This window comes from Amycolatopsis sp. NPDC004378, from assembly GCF_053602455.1.
This window is the reverse complement of the sequence record NZ_JBSGDR010000017.1, coordinates 164,062-184,553: the sequence shown is the minus strand read 5'-3', so window position 1 is coordinate 184,553 and position 20,492 is coordinate 164,062. Positions and strand designations below refer to the sequence as shown.

General features: G+C 75.1%; 2 protein-coding genes (1 of these 2 running past the window's edge). Both read left to right on the top strand.

Annotated features, from left to right (window positions below):
* Positions 1–72: 72 nt before the first annotated feature.
* Complete coding sequence (locus ACWEN0_RS36605; protein WP_451984172.1) at positions 73–13,416, top strand: type I polyketide synthase; 13,344 nt, start codon at positions 73–75, stop codon at positions 13,414–13,416.
* A 39-nt stretch (positions 13,417–13,455) separates the two neighbouring features.
* A protein-coding gene (locus tag ACWEN0_RS36600) for a type I polyketide synthase (protein ID WP_451984136.1) crosses the window boundary here: on the top strand, positions 13,456–20,492 show its 5' portion. 17,140 nt of this gene lie beyond the right edge of the window; 7,037 of the gene's 24,177 nt are visible here — the first part of the coding sequence; its start codon is at positions 13,456–13,458; its stop codon lies beyond the right edge, outside the window.

Sequence of the window (20,492 nt, the reverse complement as noted above, 5' to 3'; positions counted from 1 at the left end):
TAGGGGATTTGCGGCGCCGCTTGCGTTTCACTCGAGGCGACCACGCCGTGAACCTGGAGGTACCTGGTGGCAGTGTCTTCGGACAAGGACAAGGTCGTCGAAGCGCTCCGGGCGTCCTTGCGGGACAACAAGCGGCTGCGGGAGCAGAACGACCGGCTCGCGGCGGCCTCCAGGGAACCGATCGCCATCGTCGCGATGGGCTGCCGCTTCCCCGGTGGCGTGCGGAACCCGGACGAGCTGTGGACCCTGCTGGCCGACGGTGTCGACGCCGTCTCCGGCTTTCCCGCCGACCGGAACTGGGCCGCCGACGAGCTGGCCGGCAGCAACACCGCCGAGGGCGGGTTCCTGCGGCAGGCCGGGGACTTCGATCCCGGCTTCTTCGGCATCTCGCCCCGCGAAGCGCTCGCGATGGACCCGCAGCAGCGGATGCTGCTCGAAGTGTCCTGGGAGACGTTCGAGCGCGCCGGGCTCGACCCGCGGGGGCTGCGGGCCAGCGACACCGGCGTGTTCATCGGCTGCAGCAACCAGGCCTACGGTTCCAGCGACCTCGCCGGCCTGCCCGACGAGCTCCGCGGGCACCTGCTCACCGGCAACGCCGTGTCCGTCGCGTCCGGGCGGATCGCCTACACCTTCGGCCTCGAAGGCCCGACCGTCACCGTCGACACGGCCTGTTCGTCGTCGCTCGTCGCGCTGCACCTGGCCGTGCAGGCGCTGCGCGCGGGGGAGTGCTCGATGGCGCTCGCCGGCGGCGTCACCATCATGGCCACGCCCGCCGTGTTCCTCGAATTCACCAGTCAGGGCGGGGTTTCCGCGTCCGGGCGCTGCCAGTCGTTCGCCGACTCCGCCGACGGCACCGGCTGGGGCGAGGGCGCCGGCGTGCTGCTCGTCGAGCGGCTGTCCGACGCCCGTAAGAACGGCCACCCGGTGCTCGCCGTGCTGCGCGGTTCGGCGGTCAACTCCGACGGCGCGTCCAACGGTCTCACCGCGCCCAACGGCCTTTCGCAGCAACGGGTCATCCGCGCCGCGCTGGCCAACGCCGGCCTCGAACCGTCCGAAGTGGACGCCGTCGAGGCGCACGGCACCGGCACCACGCTCGGCGACCCCATCGAAGCGCAGGCGCTGCTCGCGACGTACGGGCGCAACCGCGAGCGGCCGCTCCGGCTGGGCTCGATCAAGTCGAACATCGGGCACACCCAGGCCGCTGCCGGCGTGGCCGGGGTGATGAAGATGGTCCTGGCCCTGCGCGCCGGCGTGCTGCCCCGCACGTTGCACGTGACCGAGCCGTCGTCGCAGGTCGACTGGACGCGCGGCTCGGTCGAGCTGCTGACCGAGAACACGGCCTGGCCCGAGACCGGCGCACCCCGCCGCGCCGGGGTGTCGTCGTTCGGCGTCGGCGGCACGAACGCCCACGTCGTCCTCGAGGCGGCCGAGCCCGCGGCGGAGGAAACCGAGGCGCTCCACGGACCTGTGGTGTGGACGCTGTCCGCGCGGACGGCCGAGGCACTGCGCGAGCAGGCCGGCCGGCTGCGCGCGCACGTCGGCGACGACGTCCGGCCGGGCGACGTCGGGCTCACGCTCGCCACCGCCCGCACCGACTGGGAACACCGCGCCGCGGTGGTCGGCGACCGGCTCCCGGACCTGGTCCGCGGGCTCGACGCGCTCGCCGGCGCGACGCCGTCCGCCGAGGTGGTCCGGGGCGTCGCCGCGGCGCCGGGCAAGACGGCGTTCGTCTTCCCCGGCCAAGGCGCGCAGTGGGCCGGCATGGCGACGGACCTCCTGGCGTCCTCGCCGGTGTTCGCGGCCCGGTTCGCCGAGTGCGAGGCGGCGCTCGAATCCTTTGTGGACTGGAAGCTGACCGACGTCCTGGCGGACGCGGAAGCCTTGGCGCGGGTCGACGTCGTGCAGCCGGCGTCCTGGGCGGTGATGGTCTCGCTCGCCGCGCTCTGGCAGTCGGCGGGTGTCCGGCCCGGCGCGGTCGTCGGGCACTCCCAGGGCGAGATCGCGGCCGCGGTCGTGGCGGGGGCGTTGTCCCTTGAGGACGGTGCGCGCGTCGTCGCGCTGCGGAGCCGTCTCATCGCGAAGGACCTGGCGGGCCAGGGCGGCATGGCCTCGGTCGCGCTGCCCCTCGCCGAAGCCACCGCCCGGCTGGACGACCGGATCGGCGTCGCGGCCGTCAACGGCCCGGCCTCGGTCGTGCTCTCCGGCGAACCCGGAGCCCTCGACGAGCTGATCGAAACCTGCGTGGCCGAAGGCATCCGCGCCCGCCGCATCCCGGTGGACTACGCCTCGCACTCCGCGCACGTCGAAGCCATCGAGGCCGAACTGCTGGCCGCGCTCGCGCCGATCACCCCGCGCGAGGCCGGGATCCCCGTCTACTCCTCGGTGACCGGCGACTGGGCCGGCGCCATGGACGCGGCCTACTGGTACCGGAACCTGCGCCGGACGGTGCTGTTCGACACCGCCGTGCGCGGCCTCGCCGACGCCGGGTACACCACGTTCGTCGAGGTGAGCGCCCACCCCGTGCTGGCTGCCGCCGTCCAGGAGACCCTGGAGGACACCGAGCCCGTGGTCGTCGGCTCGTTGCGGCGCGGCGAAGGCGGCCTGCCGCGCTTCCTGACGTCGCTGGCCGAGCTGTGGAGCCGCGGGGCCACCGTCGAATGGGCCGGCTTCTTCCCCGGCGCGCGGCTCGTCGACCTGCCGACCTACCCCTTCCAGCGCGAACGCTACTGGCTGACCGGTCCCGAAAAGTCCGGCTTCGCCGCCGATCCGGCCGACGACTCCTTCTGGTCCGCTGTGGACAGTGAAGACGCCGGCACGCTCGCCGCATCCCTGGACCTGGACGCGACCGCGCTCGCCGGCGTCCTGCCCGCGCTCGCCCGGTGGCACCGGCGCCGCCGCGAGCAGTCCGTTGTGGACGGCTGGCGGTACCGGATCGCGTGGCGGCCCGTCACCCCGCCCGAGACGGACTTCGGCGGCCGCTGGCTGGTCGTCGCCCCCGCCGGGCACGTTCCGGCCGGGCTGGTCGACGGCCTCGCCGCCCACGGTGGCGAACCCGTGCTGCTGACCGTCGAACCGGGTGCGGGCCGCGCGTGGCTCGCCGAGGAGCTGGCGGAGTCCGCCGAGGGTGTCGACGGTGTCCTCGCCGTCGCCGGCCTGCAGCTGAGCGTCGAACTGGTTCAGGCGCTCGGCGACGCCGGGGTGCCCGCGCCGCTGTGGCTGCTGACCCGCGGCGCGGTGTCCACCGGCCGGTCCGACCGGCTGACCGGCCCGGAACAGGCCCAGGTCTGGGGACTGGGCCGCGTCGTGGGCCTGGAACACCCGGACCGCTGGGGCGGCCTGGTCGACCTGCCCGAAGACCTCGACGAGCGCGCCCTCAGCCGCCTGTGCCGGGTGCTCGCCGGTGCGACGGACGAGGACCAGGTCGCGATCCGCGCGTCCGGTGTCCTGGTCCGCCGGCTGGTCCCGGCCCCGCTCGGCGCTCGTCCCGAGGCGGAGTGGCGGACCGGCGGGACCGCGCTGGTCACCGGCGGCACCGGCGCGCTCGGTGCGCACGTGGCCCGCTGGCTGGCCGGAGCCGGTGCCGGGCACCTGGTCCTGACCAGCCGGCGCGGGCCGGACGCGGAAGGTGCCGCGGAGCTGCGCGAAGAGCTGACGGCGCTCGGTGCCGAGGTGACCATCGCGGCCTGCGACGTCGCCGACCGCGACGCCTTGGCCGCGCTGCTGGCCGACGTCGGGCCGGTCCGCACGGTGGTGCACGCGGCCGGGGTGGGCCGGTCGGCGCCGCTCGCCGGGACCGACCTCGCCGAGGTCGCCGCGACCATGTGCGCGAAGGTCGCGGGGGCCGTGAACCTGGACGCGCTGCTCCCCGGCGACCTCGACGCGTTCGTGCTGTTCTCCTCCAACGCCGGTGTCTGGGGTGGCGGCGGCCAGGGCGCCTACGCCGCGGCCAACGCCTACCTGGACGCCCTCGCCCAGCACCGCCGCGACCGCGGCCTGACCGCGACGTCGGTGGCGTGGGGTGCCTGGGCCGGCGCGGGCATGACCGGCGACGACTCCGGGGAGCAACTGCGCCGCCGCGGTGTCCGGGCGATGGACCCCGCACTCGCGCTCACCGTGCTCCGGCAGGCCTTGAGCGCGGACGAGACCTTCCTCGCCGTCGCGGACATGGACTGGGCGCGGTTCGCGCCCGCGTTCACCGCCGCCCGGCCGCGGCCCCTGCTCGACGAGCTGCCCGAGGTCCGCCAGGCCCTGGAAGAGACGCCTTCGGAAGCCGAGTCTCCGTTCGTGCAAAGGCTTTCCGAGCAGAGCGAGGCCGCGCGGGCCGAAGCCCTGCTCGACCTGGTGCGCGCCGAGACGGCCGCCGTGCTCGGCTATCCCGGGCCGGGCTCGGTCGAGCCGGACCGGGCCTTCCGCGACCTGGGCGTCGACTCCCTGATCGCGCTGGAAGTGCGCAACCGGCTCGTCGCGGCGACCGGGCTCAAACTGCCCGCCGTCGTGCTGTTCGACCACCCGGACCCGCGGCGGCTCGCCGCGCTCCTCGGGCACCAGCTGCTCGACGCCGGCCCCGTGGCGGCCGATCGGCTGGTGTCCCGAGTGGACACCGGCGAGCCGATCGCCATCGTGGCGATGGCCTGCCGCCTGCCCGGCGACGTCCGGTCGCCGGAAGACCTGTGGGAACTCGTGTCGACGGGCGCCGAAGGCCTGTCCGCGTTCCCGGTGAACCGGGGCTGGGACCTCGACGGGGTGGGTGGCTTCGTCCACGACGCCGACGAGTTCGACGCGGGGTTCTTCGGGATCTCGCCGCGGGAAGCGGTGGCGATGGACCCGCAGCAACGGCTGCTGCTGGAGAGCGCGTGGGAGGTCTTCGAGCGCGCCGGCATCGACCCGCGTTCGCTGCGCGGCAGCGCGGCCGGAGTGTTCGTCGGCTGTGGCACGCAGGGGTACGCGACCGGCCACACCGAAGCGGCCGAAGAGGTCGAGGGGCACCTGCTCACCGGCAACGCCGGCGCCGTCGTGTCCGGCCGGGTGTCCTATGTGCTCGGTCTGGAAGGACCCGCGGTCACCGTGGACACGGCCTGTTCGTCGTCCCTGGTCGCGTTGCACCTCGCCGCCCAGTCGGTCCGCTCCGGCGAGTCGTCGATGGCGCTGGCCGGCGGCGTGACCGTGATGGCGACGCCGGGCGCGTTCCAGGAGTTCGCCAAGCAGGGCGGGCTCGCGCCGGACGGGCGCTGCAAGGCGTTCGCCGACGCCGCGGACGGCACCGGCTGGGGCGAGGGTGTCGCGCTGGTGCTGGTCGAGCGCCTGTCCGACGCCCAGCGGCTCGGGCACCCGGTGCTCGCGCTGCTGCGGGGATCGGCGATGAACCAGGACGGCGCGTCCAACGGCCTGAGTGCCCCGAACGGCCCGTCACAGCAGCGCGTGATCCGCGCGGCGCTGGCGGACGCCGGGCTGACACCGTCCGATGTGGACGCCGTCGAAGCACACGGCACGGGCACCTCGCTCGGCGACCCGATCGAAGCCCAAGCCTTGCTGGAAACGTACGGCCGCGACCGTGCCGAGCCGCTGTGGCTGGGCTCGGTCAAGTCCAACGTGGGCCACACCCAGGCCGCGTCGGGCGCGGTGGGCGTGCTCAAGATGGTGCTGGCGATGCGCGGCGAGGTGTTGCCGAAGACGCTGCACGTCGACCGGCCGTCGGAGCGGGTCGACTGGACGGCGGGGGACGTCCGGCTGCTGACGGAGGCCCGGCCGTGGCCGCACGGCGACCGGCCGCGCCGCGCGGGGGTGTCGTCGTTCGGGGTCAGCGGCACGAACGCCCACGTCATCCTCGAAGAGCCACCGGCGGTTGCGGAAGTCCGCAATGCCCCCGAAACCGGGCTCGTGCCCCGGGTGCTGTCGGGCCGGACCGAGCAGGCCGTGCGCGACGCCGCACGCGGGCTGACCGGCATCGACGGTGAACCGCTGGACATCGCTTTCGCGCTCGCCGCGCGTTCGGCGTTCGAGTACCGGACCGTGCTGCTGGGTGACGACGTTCTCGGCCCCCGGCCGGCGGAGCCGGGCAAGACGGCGTTCCTGTTCTCCGGTCAGGGATCCCAGCGCGTCGGCATGGGTGCCGAGCTGTACGAACGGTTCCCGGTCTTCGCGGACGCGTTCGACGCGGTGTGCGCGCACCTGGACCTGGACCGCCCGCTGCGGGAGGTCGTGTTCGGCGACGCCGAGGCGCTCGACCGGACGGGGTACACGCAGCCCGCGCTGTTCGCGGTCGAGGTGGCGCTGTTCCGGCTGCTGGAGTCCTGGGGCGTCAAGCCGGACCACGTCGCCGGGCACTCGATCGGCGAGCTGGCCGCCGCGCACGTCGCCGGGGTGTTCTCGCTCGAAGACGCGTGCACGCTGGTGACGGCCCGCGCGGGCTTGATGCAGGCCCTGCCGGCGGGCGGCGCGATGCTGGCCGTGCAGGCCACCGAAGACGAGGTCGTCCCGCTCCTGGATGACGACGTGAGCCTGGCCGCGGTCAACGGGCCCGAGGCCGTGGTGGTGTCCGGCGCCGTCGACGCGGTCGAGCGGCACTTCGCCGGACTGGGCCGGAAGGTCCGGCGCCTGACGGTGTCGCACGCGTTCCACTCGGCGTCGATGGATCCGATGCTGGCCGAGTTCGCCCGCGTCGCCGGTTCGGTGTCCTTCACCGCGCCGACGATCCCGCTCGTGTCCACTGTGTCCGGTGCGGTGGCCGGGGCGGAGATCCTGACGCCGGAGTACTGGGTGCGTCAGGTCCGCGAGCCGGTCCGGTTCGCCGACGCGGCCACGACGTTGACCGGGCTCGGTGTCACCCGGGCTCTCGAACTCGGCCCGGACGGCGTGCTCTCGGCGCTGACCGGTTTCCCCGCGGTTCCGGTGCTGCGCAAGGAACGTCCGGAGTACGAGAGCCTGATCACCGCGCTGGCCGACGCGCACACGCGGGGTCACACCGTCGACTGGACCGCGGTCCTGCGCGCGGCCCACCCCCGGCACAGCGCGCGTCCGGTCGCGCTGCCCACCTACCCGTTCCAGCGGACGCGGTACTGGCTGGAGACGCGGCCGGCGCCGGACGAGCGGTTCTGGACGGCCGTCGAGAACGGCGACCTCCCGGCGCTGAGGGCCTGGCGCGAGCGCCGGTCGTCGCCGGTGGACCAGTACGAGATCACCTGGCAGCCGGTCCCGGCAGCCGCCGCCGCCCGCACCGGGCCGTGGCTCGCGGTGGTCCCGGCCGGCACCGGCTTCCCGGCCTTCGACGTGCTCGAAGTCGGTCCCGGCGACGATCGCGCGTCGCTCGCCGATCGCCTGCGTGGGCGTGAACTCGCCGGCGTCCTGTCTACTTTGGACGTCGAGGGTCAGCTCGCCCTGGTCCAGGCCCTCGGGGACGCCGGGATCGACGCACCGCTGTGGTGCGTCACCCGCGGCGCGGTCGCCGCGGCCGAGGGTGACGTGCCGGACCCGGCGCAGGCCATGGTCTGGGGCCTCGGGCGCACGGTCGCGCTGGAGCACCCGCACCGCTGGGGCGGCCTCGTCGACCTGCCCGCCGAACCGGACGAGACGGCGCTCGCGAGCCTCGGCGCGATCCTCGGCGGCGCGACCGGCGAGGACCAGCTGGCCGTGCGCGCGTCCGGCGTGCTGGCCCGGCGGCTGACCCGGTGCGCACCGGCCGCGGGCGACCCGTGGCAGCCGAGCGGCACCGTCGTGGTCACCGGCGGCACCGGCGCGCTGGGCCGGCACGTCGCCCGCTGGCTGGCCGGCGCCGGGGCCGAGCGCCTCGTCCTGCTCAGCCGCAGCGGCCCCGCCGCGCCGGGCGCCGACGAGCTCCGGGCCCTCGGGGTGCCGGTCGACGTCCTGGCCTGCGACGTCACCGACCGCGCCGCGCTCGCCGCGACCCTGGAGAGCGTCGGCGAGCTGACCGCCGTCGTGCACACCGCCGGGGTCCTGGCCGACGGTGTCCTCGAAGCCCTCACCCCGGAGAAGCTGGCGGAGGTCGTCGAGGTCAAGGCCGGCTCGGCGCGGCACCTCCACGAACTCACGGCCGGGCAGCCGCTGGCGGCGTTCGTGCTGTTCTCCTCCTGCGCGGCCACTTTCGGCGCTGCCGGGCAGGGCAACTACGCGGCGGCCAACGCCTACCTCGACGCGCTCGCCGAACAACGCCGGGCACGGGGCCTGGTCGCGACGTCGGTCGCCTGGGGTCCGTGGGCCGAGGGCGGGATGGCCGCGGCGGCCGCCGCCGAGGAGCACGTCGGCCGCACCGGGCTCGTCCCGCTGCGCCCCGGCCGGGCGGTCGCCGCACTGCGGTCGGCCGTCGAGCGCGGCAGTGCCGCCGTCACGGTCGCCGACGTCGACTGGGCCCGGTTCGCCGCCGCGCTCACCGCGAGCCGCCCGAGCCCGTTCGTCGCCGACCTGCCGGAGGTGCGCCGGCTCGAGCCGGCCGCCACGGATTCGCTGCCGGCCCGGCTCGCCGGACTGTCCCCGACGGACGCCGACCGAGTGCTGCTCAAAGTCGTGCGCGAACAGGTCGCGTTCGCGCTCGGCCACCGGTCGGCCGACGACGTCGCGGCCGGGCGCACCTTCAAGGAGCTCGGCTTCGACTCGCTGACCGCGGTCGAGCTGCGCAACCGCCTCGACACCGCGACCGGCCTGCGGCTCCCGGCCACCCTCGCGTTCGACTACCCGACCGCGACGGCGCTGGCGGCCCACCTGCGTGCCGAGTTGCTCGGCGACGCCGGGGCCGAACCGGCACCCGCCGCGCAGGAGAGCGACGAGCCGATCGCCATCGTCGGCATGAGCTGCCGGTTCCCCGGCGGGGTGCGGAACCCGGACGAGCTGTGGGCGCTGCTCGCCGAGGGCCGTGACGCGGTCTCGGAGTTCCCCGCCGACCGCGGCTGGGACACCGACGCGCTCTACGACCCGGACCCCGACCACGCCGGGACGACCTACGTCCGCGAAGGCGGGTTCCTGGCCGGTGCCGACAAGTTCGACGCCGAGTTCTTCGGGATCTCGCCGCGCGAGGCCCTGGCCATGGACCCGCAGCAGCGGCTGCTGCTCGAGGCGTCCTGGGAGGCCCTCGAGCGCGCGGGCATCGACCCGCGGTCGGTCCGCGGCGCGCCGGTCGGCGTGTTCGCCGGCACCAACGGCCAGGACTACACCGCGGCGCTGCACTTCGGCGAGGAGAGCGTCGACGGCTACCTCGCCACCGGCAGCGCGGGCAGTGTCCTTTCCGGACGGATCTCCTACGAGCTCGGGCTGGAGGGCCCGGCCATGACGGTCGACACCGCGTGCTCGTCGTCGCTGGTCGCCCTGCACCTGGCCGCCCAGTCCCTGAGGGCCGGCGAGTGCTCGCTCGCGCTGGCCGGCGGCGTGACGGTCATGTCGACGCCGGGCCTGTTCGTCGAGTTCAGCCGCCAGCGCGGCCTGGCCCCGGACGGCCGGTGCAAGGCCTTCTCCGACGACGCCGACGGCACCGGCTGGGGTGAGGGTGTGGGCGTCGTGCTCGTGGAGCGGCTCTCGGACGCGCGCCGCAACGGCCACCCGGTGCTGGCGGTCGTGCGGGGCAGCGCGGTGAACCAGGACGGTGCGTCCAACGGCCTGACCGCGCCGAACGGCCCGTCGCAGCAGCGGGTGATCCGGGCGGCGCTGGCCAACGCCGGGCTGGCACCGTCCGAGGTGGACGCCGTCGAGGCGCACGGCACCGGGACGACGCTCGGCGACCCGATCGAGGCGCAGGCCCTGCTGGCCACCTACGGCCGCGACCGCGAAGAACCGCTGTGGCTCGGCTCGATCAAGTCGAACCTCGGGCACACGCAGGCCGCGGCCGGGGTCGCCGGGGTGATCAAGATGGTGCTGGCGATCCGCACCGGCGTCCTGCCCGCCACCCTGCACGTCGGCGAGCCGTCGAAGCACGTCGACTGGAGCAGCGGCGCGGTGTCCCTGCTGACCGAGGCCCGCCCGTGGCCCGAGCGCGAGGGTCCGCGCCGCGCCGGGATCTCGTCGTTCGGCGTCAGTGGCACGAACGCCCACATCATCGTCGAGCAGGTGCCCGAGCCGCCCGTCGAGTCCACTGTGGACGACACGATGGCGCCGTGGGTGCTCTCCGCCCGGTCGGAAGCGGCGCTCCGGGACAAGGTGGCCGCGCTCGCCGGCGCACCCGGCAGCGTCGCCGAGATCGCCTGGTCGCTGGTGACCACCCGGTCCACCTTCGAACACCGCGCGGTCGTGCTCGACGACCACCGCGAACCGGCCGGAGCGTCCCTGGTCACCGGCACCGCCGCGGCCGCGGGCGAGACGGTGTTCGTTTTCCCCGGTCAGGGCGCGCAGTGGGCGGGCATGGCCGTCGAACTCCTCGACGAGCCGGTCTTCGCGCAGCGGATCGCGGAATGCGCCGCGGCCCTCGAACCACACGTCGACTGGTCGCTGACCGACGTCCTGGCCGACGCGACGGCCCTCGAACGCGTCGACGTCGTGCAGCCCGCGTCCTGGGCGGTCATGGTGTCGCTCGCGGCGCTCTGGCGGGCGCACGGAGTCGAGCCCGACGCCGTCGCCGGACACTCGCAGGGTGAGATCGCGGCCGCGGTCGTCGCGGGTGGACTGTCGCTTGAGGACGGTGCGAAGGTTGTCGCGCTGCGCAGCAAGGCGATCGCCGCCGGGCTCGCCGGGCGGGGCGGCATGGCCTCGATCGCCCTCGACGCCGGCCGCGTCGCGGACCTGCTGCCGGACGGGGTCGCGATCGCGGCCTACAACAGCCCGGCGTCGACGGTGGTCTGCGGCGACCCGGCCGCGCTCGACGAACTGATCACCCGGTGCACCGGGCAGGGCATCCGGGCCCGGCGCATCCCGGTCGACTACGCCTCGCACTCCGCCTACGTGGAGGGGATCCGCGACGAGCTGCTCGAGGCCCTGACCGGCTTGCGGCCCCGCACGGGCGAGGTCCCGTTCCACTCCGCGGTGACGGCCAGACCGGTCGACACCGCGACCCTCGACGCCGGGTACTGGTACCGCAACCTGCGCGAACCGGTCCGCTTCCTCGACACGACCCGGGCGCTCGTCGAGGGCGGGCACCGGTTCTTCGTCGAGGTGAGCGCGCACCCGGTGCTGCTCAGCGCGATCCAGGAGACCTTGGACGACACGCCCGGTGTCGTCGTCGGGACGCTGCGACGCGGCGAAGGCGGCCCGCGCCGGTTCCTGACCTCGCTCGCCGAGCTGTGGACGCAGGGGCACGACGTCGACTGGGCGGCGGTCGTCCCGGAGCGGCGCACGATCGCCCTGCCGACCTACCCGTTCCAGCACCGGCGCCACTGGCCGAAGGCACCGGCCGCCGTGGCGACCACCGGCGACCCGGTCGACGACACCTTCTGGGCGGCGGTCGAGCGCGAAGACCTGGCGTCGATCGCCGATACCCTCGCCGTCGCACCGGAACCCCTCGCGGACGTCCTGCCCGCGCTCGCCGGCTGGCGGCGCACCCGGCTCGAACGCTCCACAGTGGACGGCTGGCGGTACCGCATCACCTGGAAACCCCTGGACGCCGGGGCAAAGCCGCTGACCGGTACCTGGCTGGTCGTGACGCCGGAGGGTGGCGACCACCCGTGGCTCGACGCCGCCCGGCAGGCCGTCGGGACCGCGGTCCCGCTCGCCGTCGGCGACACCGACCGCGCCACGCTCGGCAAGCGGCTGGTCGACCTGGCCGCCGGGCCCGTCGACGGCGTGCTGTCCCTGCTCGCCCTGGACTCGACCGGCGACCCGGTGCTGCCCCGCGGCGTCGCGAACACCCTGCTGCTGACTCAGGCCCTCGGCGACGCCGGGATCACCGCCCCGCTCTGGCTCGCCACAGCGGGCGCGGTGACCACCGGCCGCGGCGACGCACTGGCCGACGCCGCGCAGGCCCAGATCTGGGGCCTCGGCCGGGTCATCGGCCTCGAGCACGCCGACCGCTGGGGTGGGCTCGTCGACCTGCCCGAGACGACGGACGAGCGCGACCGGCGACGGCTCGCCGGTGTCCTGGCCGCGGCGGGCGACGAGGACCAGGTCGCCGTCCGGGCGTCGGGCGTGCTCACCCGCCGCCTGGTGCCCGCGCCGCTCGGCGACGGCGCCCCGGCCCGCGACTGGCGGCCGTCCGGGACCGTGCTGATCACCGGCGGTACCGGGGCCCTCGGGGCCCACGTCGCCCGCTGGCTCGCCGGCCGCGGGGCGCAGCGCCTGGTGCTCACCAGCCGTCGAGGCGAAGCGGCGCCCGGCGCGGCCGAACTCCGCGCGGAGCTGGCCGCCCTCGGCGCCGAGGTGACGATCGCCGCCTGCGACGTCGCCGACCGAGCGGCACTGGCACGGTTGCTCGACGAGCTCGCCGAAACGCCCGTCCGGGCCGTCTTCCACGCGGCCGGGATCGTCCGGGGCACGGCGGTGGACGACACCGAGCTGAGCGAGTTCGCCGAGGTCGTGTCCGCGAAGGTCGCGGGCGCCACGCACCTCGACGAGCTCCTCGGCGACCTCGACGCGTTCGTCCTGTTCTCCTCCAACGCCGGCGTCTGGGGCAGTGGCGGGCAAGGCGCGTACGCGGCGGGCAACGCGTTCCTCGACGCGCTCGCCCAGCGCCGTCGCGACCGCGGGCTCACCGCGACGTCGGTGGCCTGGGGTGCCTGGCGGGGCGCGGGCATGGCCGGCGACAACGACGCCGAGGAGCACCTGCGCCGCCGGGGCGTCGGCGCGATGCCCCCGGAGCGGGCGTTGCTCGCGCTGGGCCAGGCGATCGACCGCGACGAGACCGTGCTGACGGTCGCCGACGTCGACTGGGAGCGGTTCGTGCGGGGCTTCACCGCCGCGCGGCCGCGCCCACTGCTCGACGACCTGCCCGCGGTCCGCCGGGCCCTGGCGGCCCAGGCGGCCGAGCCCGGGCCGGCCCCCGAGTCGTTCGCCGGCCGGCTGACCGGCCTGCCGCCCGTCGAGCAGGAGCGGGTGGTCCTCGACCACGTCCGCGACGCGATCGCCCGCGTGCTGGGGCACGCGGGCGCGGACGAGGTCGACGCGAACCGGCCGTTCAAGGAGATCGGCTTCGACTCCCTGACGGCGGTGGAGCTGCGCAACCGCCTGCGCGCGGCGACCGGGCTCAAGCTGCCCGCCACCCTCGTCTTCGACCACCCGACGCCGTCGGCACTGGCCGCGTTCTTGCTGTCCGCGCTGGTCGGCGAGGAGGTCTCCGTGCTGGGCGAGCTCGACCGGATCGAGGCGCTGGTTTCAGGGGTTTCCCCAGAGGATGACGCCTTCGGCCTGATCACCGGCCGACTTCGGACCATGCTGGACAAGCTGGGAGAAGCGCGGGCGTCCGACGGCCGGCCGCGGGCCGCCCGGCAGCTGGAAGGCGCGACGGACGACGAAATTTTCGACTTCATCCACCGGGAGCTCGGCAGGTCGTGACGGCCCGGCGCCGGTGGAGGACCGCAGGCGAGGGCGCTGGTGAACGAAGAGAAGCTCCGGGACTACCTGAAGTGGGTCACGACCGACCTCGCCGAGACCCGGCAACGCCTCCAGGACCTGGAGGCGGGGGAGCGGGAGCCGATCGCGATCGTCGCGATGGGCTGCCGGTTCCCGGGCGGTGTCACGTCCCCGGAAGAGCTTTGGGACCTGGTCACCGCGGGGACCGACGCGATGTCGGCGTTCCCCGGCGACCGCGGCTGGGACGTCGCGGGCGGCGACTACGCGCGCACGGGCGGGTTCGTCGACACCGCCACGACGTTCGACCCGGCCTTCTTCGGGATCAGCCCGCGCGAGGCGCTGGCCACCGACCCCCAGCAGCGGCTCCTGCTCGAAGTGTCGTGGGAGGTCTTCGAACGCGCGGGGATCGACCCCGGTTCGCTGACCGGCACGTCCGCCGGCGTCTTCGTCGGCTCGACGCCGTCCGGCTACGGCATCGGCAGCGAATCCGGCGAGGTCGCCGGGCACCTGCTCACCGGCAACGCGGGCAGCGTGCTCTCCGGGCGGCTCGCCTACAGCTACGGCCTGGAAGGCCCCGCGGTCACCGTCGACACGGCGTGCTCGTCCGCGCTGGTCGCCCTGCACCTCGCCGGCCAGGCCCTGCGCAGGCGGGAGTGCTCGCTCGCGCTGGCCGGCGGCGCGACGATCATGTCGACCCCGGCCGTCTTCCTCGAGTTCGCCCGCCAGGGCGGCCTGGCCGGCGACGGCCGCTGCAAGCCGTTCGCCGAGGCCGCCGACGGCACCGGCTGGGGCGAGGGCGTCGGCCTGCTGCTGCTCGAGCGCCTGTCCGACGCGCAGCGCCGCGGCCACCCGGTGCTCGCGGTGATCGAGGGCTCGGCGGTCAACTCCGACGGCGCGTCCAACGGCCTGACGGCGCCGAACGGCCCGTCCCAGCAACGGGTGATCCGCGCGGCTCTCGCCGCGGCCGGACTTTCACCGTCCGATGTGGACGTCGTCGAAGCGCACGGCACCGGCACGACGCTGGGCGACCCGATCGAGGCGCAGGCCCTGCTGGCCACCTACGGGCAGAACCGCCCGGCCAGCCGGCCGCTGCGCGTGGGCGCGCTGAAGTCCAACATCGGGCACACCCAGGCCGCGTCCGGCGCGGCGGGCGTCATCAAGATGGTGCTGGCCCTGCGCCACGGGCACCTGCCGCAGACCCTGCACCTCGACGCCCCGACGTCCCATGTGGACTGGTCGGCCGGCTCGGTCGAGCTGCTGGGCGAGGCGATGCCGTGGCCGGAGCGCGACGCGCCCCGCCGCGCCGGGGTGTCGGCGTTCGGCGTCAGCGGCACCAACGCGCACGTCCTGCTGTCCGAGCCGCCCGTGGCCGAAGAGGCCGAAGTGGTCCCGGCGCCCGGCCCGTACCCGTTCTTGGTTTCCGCCCGAGGTGCGGCCGCCTTGCGCGCGCAGTCCGAGAGCGTCCGGACCGTCGCGGAAGAAGGAAACCTGGCGGACCTGGCCTGGTCGCTCGCCACCGGCCGGGCGGCGCTGGACGACCGCGCGGTCGTCCTCGCCGCCGACCGCGCCGAACTGCTGCGCGGTCTCGACGCCCTCGCGGCGGACGGCGTCGCGCCCGGCCTGGTGCGCGGGACGATCCAGCCGGGCAAGCTCGCGTTCCTGTTCACCGGCCAGGGTTCGCAGCGCCGCGGCATGGGTGCCGAACTGGCCGGGCGCTTCCCGGTCTTCGCCGCCGCCTTCGACGAGGTGTGCGCGGAGTTCGACCGGCACCTGGACCGTCCACTGCGGACGGTCATCGCCTCGGGCGAGCACCTCGACGAGACCGCGTACACCCAGCCCGCGCTGTTCGCGCTCGAGGTGGCGCTGTTCCGGCTGGCCGAGTCGTGGGGCTACCGGCCGGACTACCTGCTGGGCCACTCCATCGGCGAGCTCGTCGCCGCCCACCTGGCCGGGGTCCTGTCGCTGGCCGACGCGTGCACGCTGGTCGCCGCGCGGGGCCGGCTCATGCAGGCGCTGCCCGCCGGTGGTGCGATGGTGGCCGTCCAGGCGACCGAAGACGAGGTCGACGGGGTCTCGGTCGCGGCCGTCAACGGGCCGTCGTCGATCGTGCTCTCCGGTGACGAGGACGAAGTGCTGGCCGCCGCCGCGCGCTTCGCCGAGCTGGGCCGCAAGACCAAGCGCCTCGACGTCTCGCACGCGTTCCACTCCGCCCGCATGGACGGCATGCTCGCCGAGTTCCGCCAGGTCCTCGACGGCCTCACGTTCCACCCGCCGAAGATCGCGGTCGTCTCCAACGTCACCGGGGCGCTCGCCGACCGGCTCACCTCGCCGGACTACTGGGTCTCGCACGTCCGCGAGGCCGTGCGGTTCGCCGACGGCGTCGGCTGGCTGCGCGAGGCGGGCGTGACCGGCTTCCTCGAGCTGGGCCCCGACGGCGCGCTGGCCGCGCTCGCCCAGGACTGCCTGCCCGACGGCGCCGCCGTGGCCGCCCTCCTGCGCCGCGACCGGCCGGAAGGGCCGGCCGCGCTGACCGGCCTGGCCCGGATGCACGTCTCCGGCCACGGGCCCGACTGGGCGAAGGTGCTGACCGGCGGCCGCCGCGTCGACCTGCCGACGTACCGCTTCCAGCGGCAGCGCTACTGGCTGGAGCCCACGCTCCCCACCGGCACCGGGGACGACGCGTTCTGGTCCGCGGTGGACTCCGGCACTCTCGCCGAGGTGCTCGACCTGCCGGAGGACGCGGTCGGCGAACTGCTGCCCGCGCTCTCGGCCTACCGCGCCCGGCGCCAGGAGCAGTCCACTGTGGACTCCTGGCGGTACGGGATCGACTGGACGCCCGTCTCCCTGCCAGGCCCGGTCTCGGGAACCTGGCTGGCCGTCGTCCCGGCCGCGGACTTCGCGTCGCCGGTGCTGGACGGCCTGACGAGCCGCGGATTCGTGCCCGTCACCCCGGCCGAGCTGGCCGCGCACTCCGCTGTGGACGGTGTGCTTTCGCTGCTGGCCCTGGACGAAACCGCGTCCGTCACGACGACGCTGCTGCGCACGGTCGAGCTGGTGCGGGCCGCGACCGCCCCGGTCTGGGTCGCCACCCGTGGCGCCGTCTCCACCGGGTCGTCCGACCCGCTGCGAACCGTCGATCAAGCACCGCTGTGGGGTCTCGGCCGGGTGGCCGCGCTCGAGTACCCGCAGCGCTGGGGCGGTCTCGTCGACCTGCCCGAAGACCTCGGCGAACGCGCCCTCGACCGGCTGACGGCGGTACTGAACTCGGCCGAGGACCAGGTGGCTCTTCGGGCGTCGGGCGTGTTCGGCCGCCGGGTGAAGCGGACCACCGGCCCGGCCGCCGAACCGTGGTCGCCGGCCGGGACCGTGCTGATCACCGGCGGCACCGGCGCGCTCGGCGCGGTCGTCGCGCGCAGCCTCGCCGAAGCCGGCGCCGAACACCTCGTGCTGACCAGCCGTCGCGGCCTCGACGCGCCCGGCGCCACGGCGCTGCGGGACGAACTGGCCGCGCTCGGCACCCGCGTCACCGTCACCGCCTGCGACGTCGGCGACCGCGACGCCGTGGCCGGGCTCCTCGAGTCGCTGCCCGGCCTCGACGCCGTGCTGCACACCGCCGGCGTCCTCGACGACGCCGTACTGGACGGGGTCACCGCCGGGCAGCTGGACACCGTGTTCCGGCCCAAGTTCGAGGCCGCCCGGCACCTCGACGAGCTGACCCGCGACCGCGACCTGTCCGCGTTCGTCCTGTTCTCCTCCTTCGCGGGCAGCCTCGGCGCGATCGGCCAGGCGGCCTACGCGGCCGCCAACGCCGGGCTCGACGCGCTCGCCGAACAGCGCCGCGCCACCGGGCTGCCCGCCACGTCCGTGGCCTGGGGCCCGTGGGGCGGCAGCGGCATGGCGGCCGACGACCTGGTCGCCGACCGGATGCGCCGGGGTGGCGTGCCGCCGATGGCCCCGCGGCCGGCCGTCGCCGCACTGCGCCGCGCGATCGCCGGCGGCGAAGCCAACCCCCTCATCGCCGACGTCGACTGGGCGAAGTTCGTCCCCGGCTTCACGACCACGCGGACGAGCCCGCTGCTCGGCGAGCTGCCCGAGGCGCGGGACGCGATGCCGGCCACCGAGGAGCGGCCGCTGGCCGGGCGGCTGCCCGGACTGTCCACCGACGACCAGCACGCGCTGCTGCTCGACGTCGTCCGCGCGCAGGCCGCGGCCGTGCTCGGCTACCCCGGGCCGGAGTCGGTCGACCCGGAGCGGGCGTTCAAGGACCTCGGCGTCGACTCGCTGACCGCCGTCGAACTGCGCAACGGCCTCGGCGCCGCGACCGGGCGCGCGCTGCCCGCGACGCTGGTGTTCGACTACCCGACGCCGGCCGCGGTCGCCACGTTCCTGCGGGAGGAGCTGGCCGGGTCCGTCGCGGCCCCGGTCGTCTCGCGCGCCGCTGCAGCCGTCGAAGACGAGCCGCTCGCCATCGTCTCGATGGCCTGCCGCCTGCCCGGCGGCGTGCGGTCGCCCGAGGACCTGTGGGAGCTGCTGGCCGGCGGCCGGGACGCGATCACGACGTTCCCCGAGGACCGCGGCTGGCCGCTGGCCGAGCTGTACCACCCGGATCGCGACCACGAGGGCACCAGCTACACGCGCCACGGCGGTTTCCTCGACGGCGTCACGGACTTCGACCCCGGCTTCTTCGGGATCTCACCGCGTGAAGCCCTGGCGATGGACCCGCAGCAGCGGCTGCTGCTGGAGACGGCGTGGGAGACGTTCGAGCGGGCGGGCATCGACCCGCAGTCGGTGCGCGGCGCGCAGGTCGGTGTCTACATCGGAACGAACGGGCAGGACTACGCGGCGCTGCTGCGCGAGGTCGGCGAGACCGGGGCCGACGGGCACACCGGCACCGGGAACGCCGGGTCGGTCGTCTCCGGCCGGATCTCGTACGTGCTCGGCCTGGAAGGACCGGCCGTCACGGTCGACACCGCGTGCTCGTCGTCGCTGGTCGCGCTGCACTGGGCGGCGCAGTCGCTGCGCTCGGGCGAGTCGTCGATGGCGCTGGTCGGCGGCGTGACGGTGATGACGACGCCCGGCGCGTTCCTGGAGTTCAGCAAGCAGGGCGGGCTCGCCGAAGACGGCCGCTGCAAAGCGTTCGCGGACGGCGCCGACGGCACGGGCTGGGGTGAAGGCGTCGGCCTGATCCTCGTGGAGCGGCTGTCGGACGCGCGGCGCCACGGGCACCCGGTGCTCGCGGTGGTGCGTGGCTCGGCCGTGAACCAGGACGGCGCTTCGAACGGCCTGACCGCTCCGAACGGGCCGTCGCAGCAGCGGGTGATCCGCGCGGCGCTGGCGAACGCGGGTCTGGAACCGTCCGATGTGGACGCTGTCGAGGCGCACGGGACCGGCACGACGCTGGGCGATCCGATCGAGGCGCAGGCCTTGGCGGCGACCTACGGCCGGGACCGGGAAACGCCGTTGTGGCTCGGCTCGCTGAAGTCGAACATCGGGCACACGCAGGCCGCGGCGGGCGTCGCCGGGATCATCAAGATGGTGCTGTCCCTCCAAAACGGACTGCTGCCGAAGACCCTGCACGTCGACACGCCTTCGCGGCACGTCGACTGGGCGGGCGTCGCGGTGCTGACCGAGCCCCGGGACTGGCCGGAGGGGGAGCGGCCGCGGCGCGCGGGCGTGTCGTCGTTCGGCGTGAGCGGCACGAACGCCCACGTCATCCTCGAGGGCGTGCCTGCGGTCGACGCGCCGGCCACCGAGCGCGGCCTGGTGCCGTGGGTCCTGTCCGGCCGGTCCGAAGCCGCACTGCGGGACGCGGCGAGGAACCTGCTGGAGCTGGGCGAGACCGACGTCGCGGACGTGGCGGCCGGCCTGGCCGCGCGGACCGCGTTCGAGCACCGGGCCGTCGTGCTCGGCGACGGCTTCGCCGAGCTGGCGAGCGGCCTGAGCGCGCTGGCGTCCGGCGGCTCGGCCGCGAACCTGGTCCAGGGGACGCAGCTCGCCGGGAAGCCGGCGTTCCTGTTCTCGGGTCAGGGATCGCAGCGGGTCGGCATGGGGGCGGAGCTGTACGAGCGGTTCCCCGTGTTCGCGGACGCGTTCGACGCGGTGTGCGCGCACCTCGACCTGGACCGGACCGTCTTCGCCGACGCCGAGCGGCTGAACCGGACGGGGTACACCCAGCCCGCGCTGTTCGCGGTCGAGGTGGCGCTGTTCCGGCTGCTGGAGGCGTGGGGTGTCCGGCCGGACTACGTTGCCGGGCATTCGATCGGTGAGCTGGCCGCCGCGCACGTCGCGGGGGTGTTTTCGCTCGAAGACGCGTGCACGCTGGTGGCCGCTCGCGCGGGCCTGATGCAGGCGCTGCCGGGCGGCGGCGCGATGCTGGCCGTGGAGGCGACCGAAGACGAGGTCGCCGCCGTGCTGGGTGATGGCGTCGGCTTCGCGGCGATCAACGGTCCTCAAGCGACAGTCGTGTCGGGTGAAGCCGACGCGGTGGAAGCGGTCGAGCGGCACTTCGCCGGGCTGGGCCGGAAGGTCCGGCGCCTGACCGTGTCGCACGCGTTCCACTCGGCCCTGATGGACCCGATGCTGGACGCCTTCGCGGCGGTCGCCGACGGCCTGACCCTGAACCCGCCGAAGATCCCTCTGGTGTCCACTGTGTCCGGACGGCTCGCCGGGGACGAGATCCTGAACCCGGTGTACTGGGTGCGTCAGGTCCGCGAACCCGTGCGGTTCGCCGACGCCGTCGGCGCGCTGGCCGCGCTGGGCGTCACCGGGTGCGTCGAGCTCGGTCCGGACGGCGTGCTCGCCGCGCTGGCGCAGGAGACCCTGCCCGCGACGGCCACCCTGCGGAAGGGCCGGCCCGAGGAGCGGACACTGCTGGCGGCACTGGCCCACCTGCACGTCGGCGGGCACACGCCGGACTGGAAGGCGGTGCTGCGGCCGGGGCGGTTCGTCGTGCTGCCCACCTACCCGTTCCAGCGCGAGCGGTACTGGCCGCGCGTCCCCGAGAAGACCACCGTGGCGCCCACGGTCGACGGCGAGTTCTGGTCGGCCGTCGAGAACGC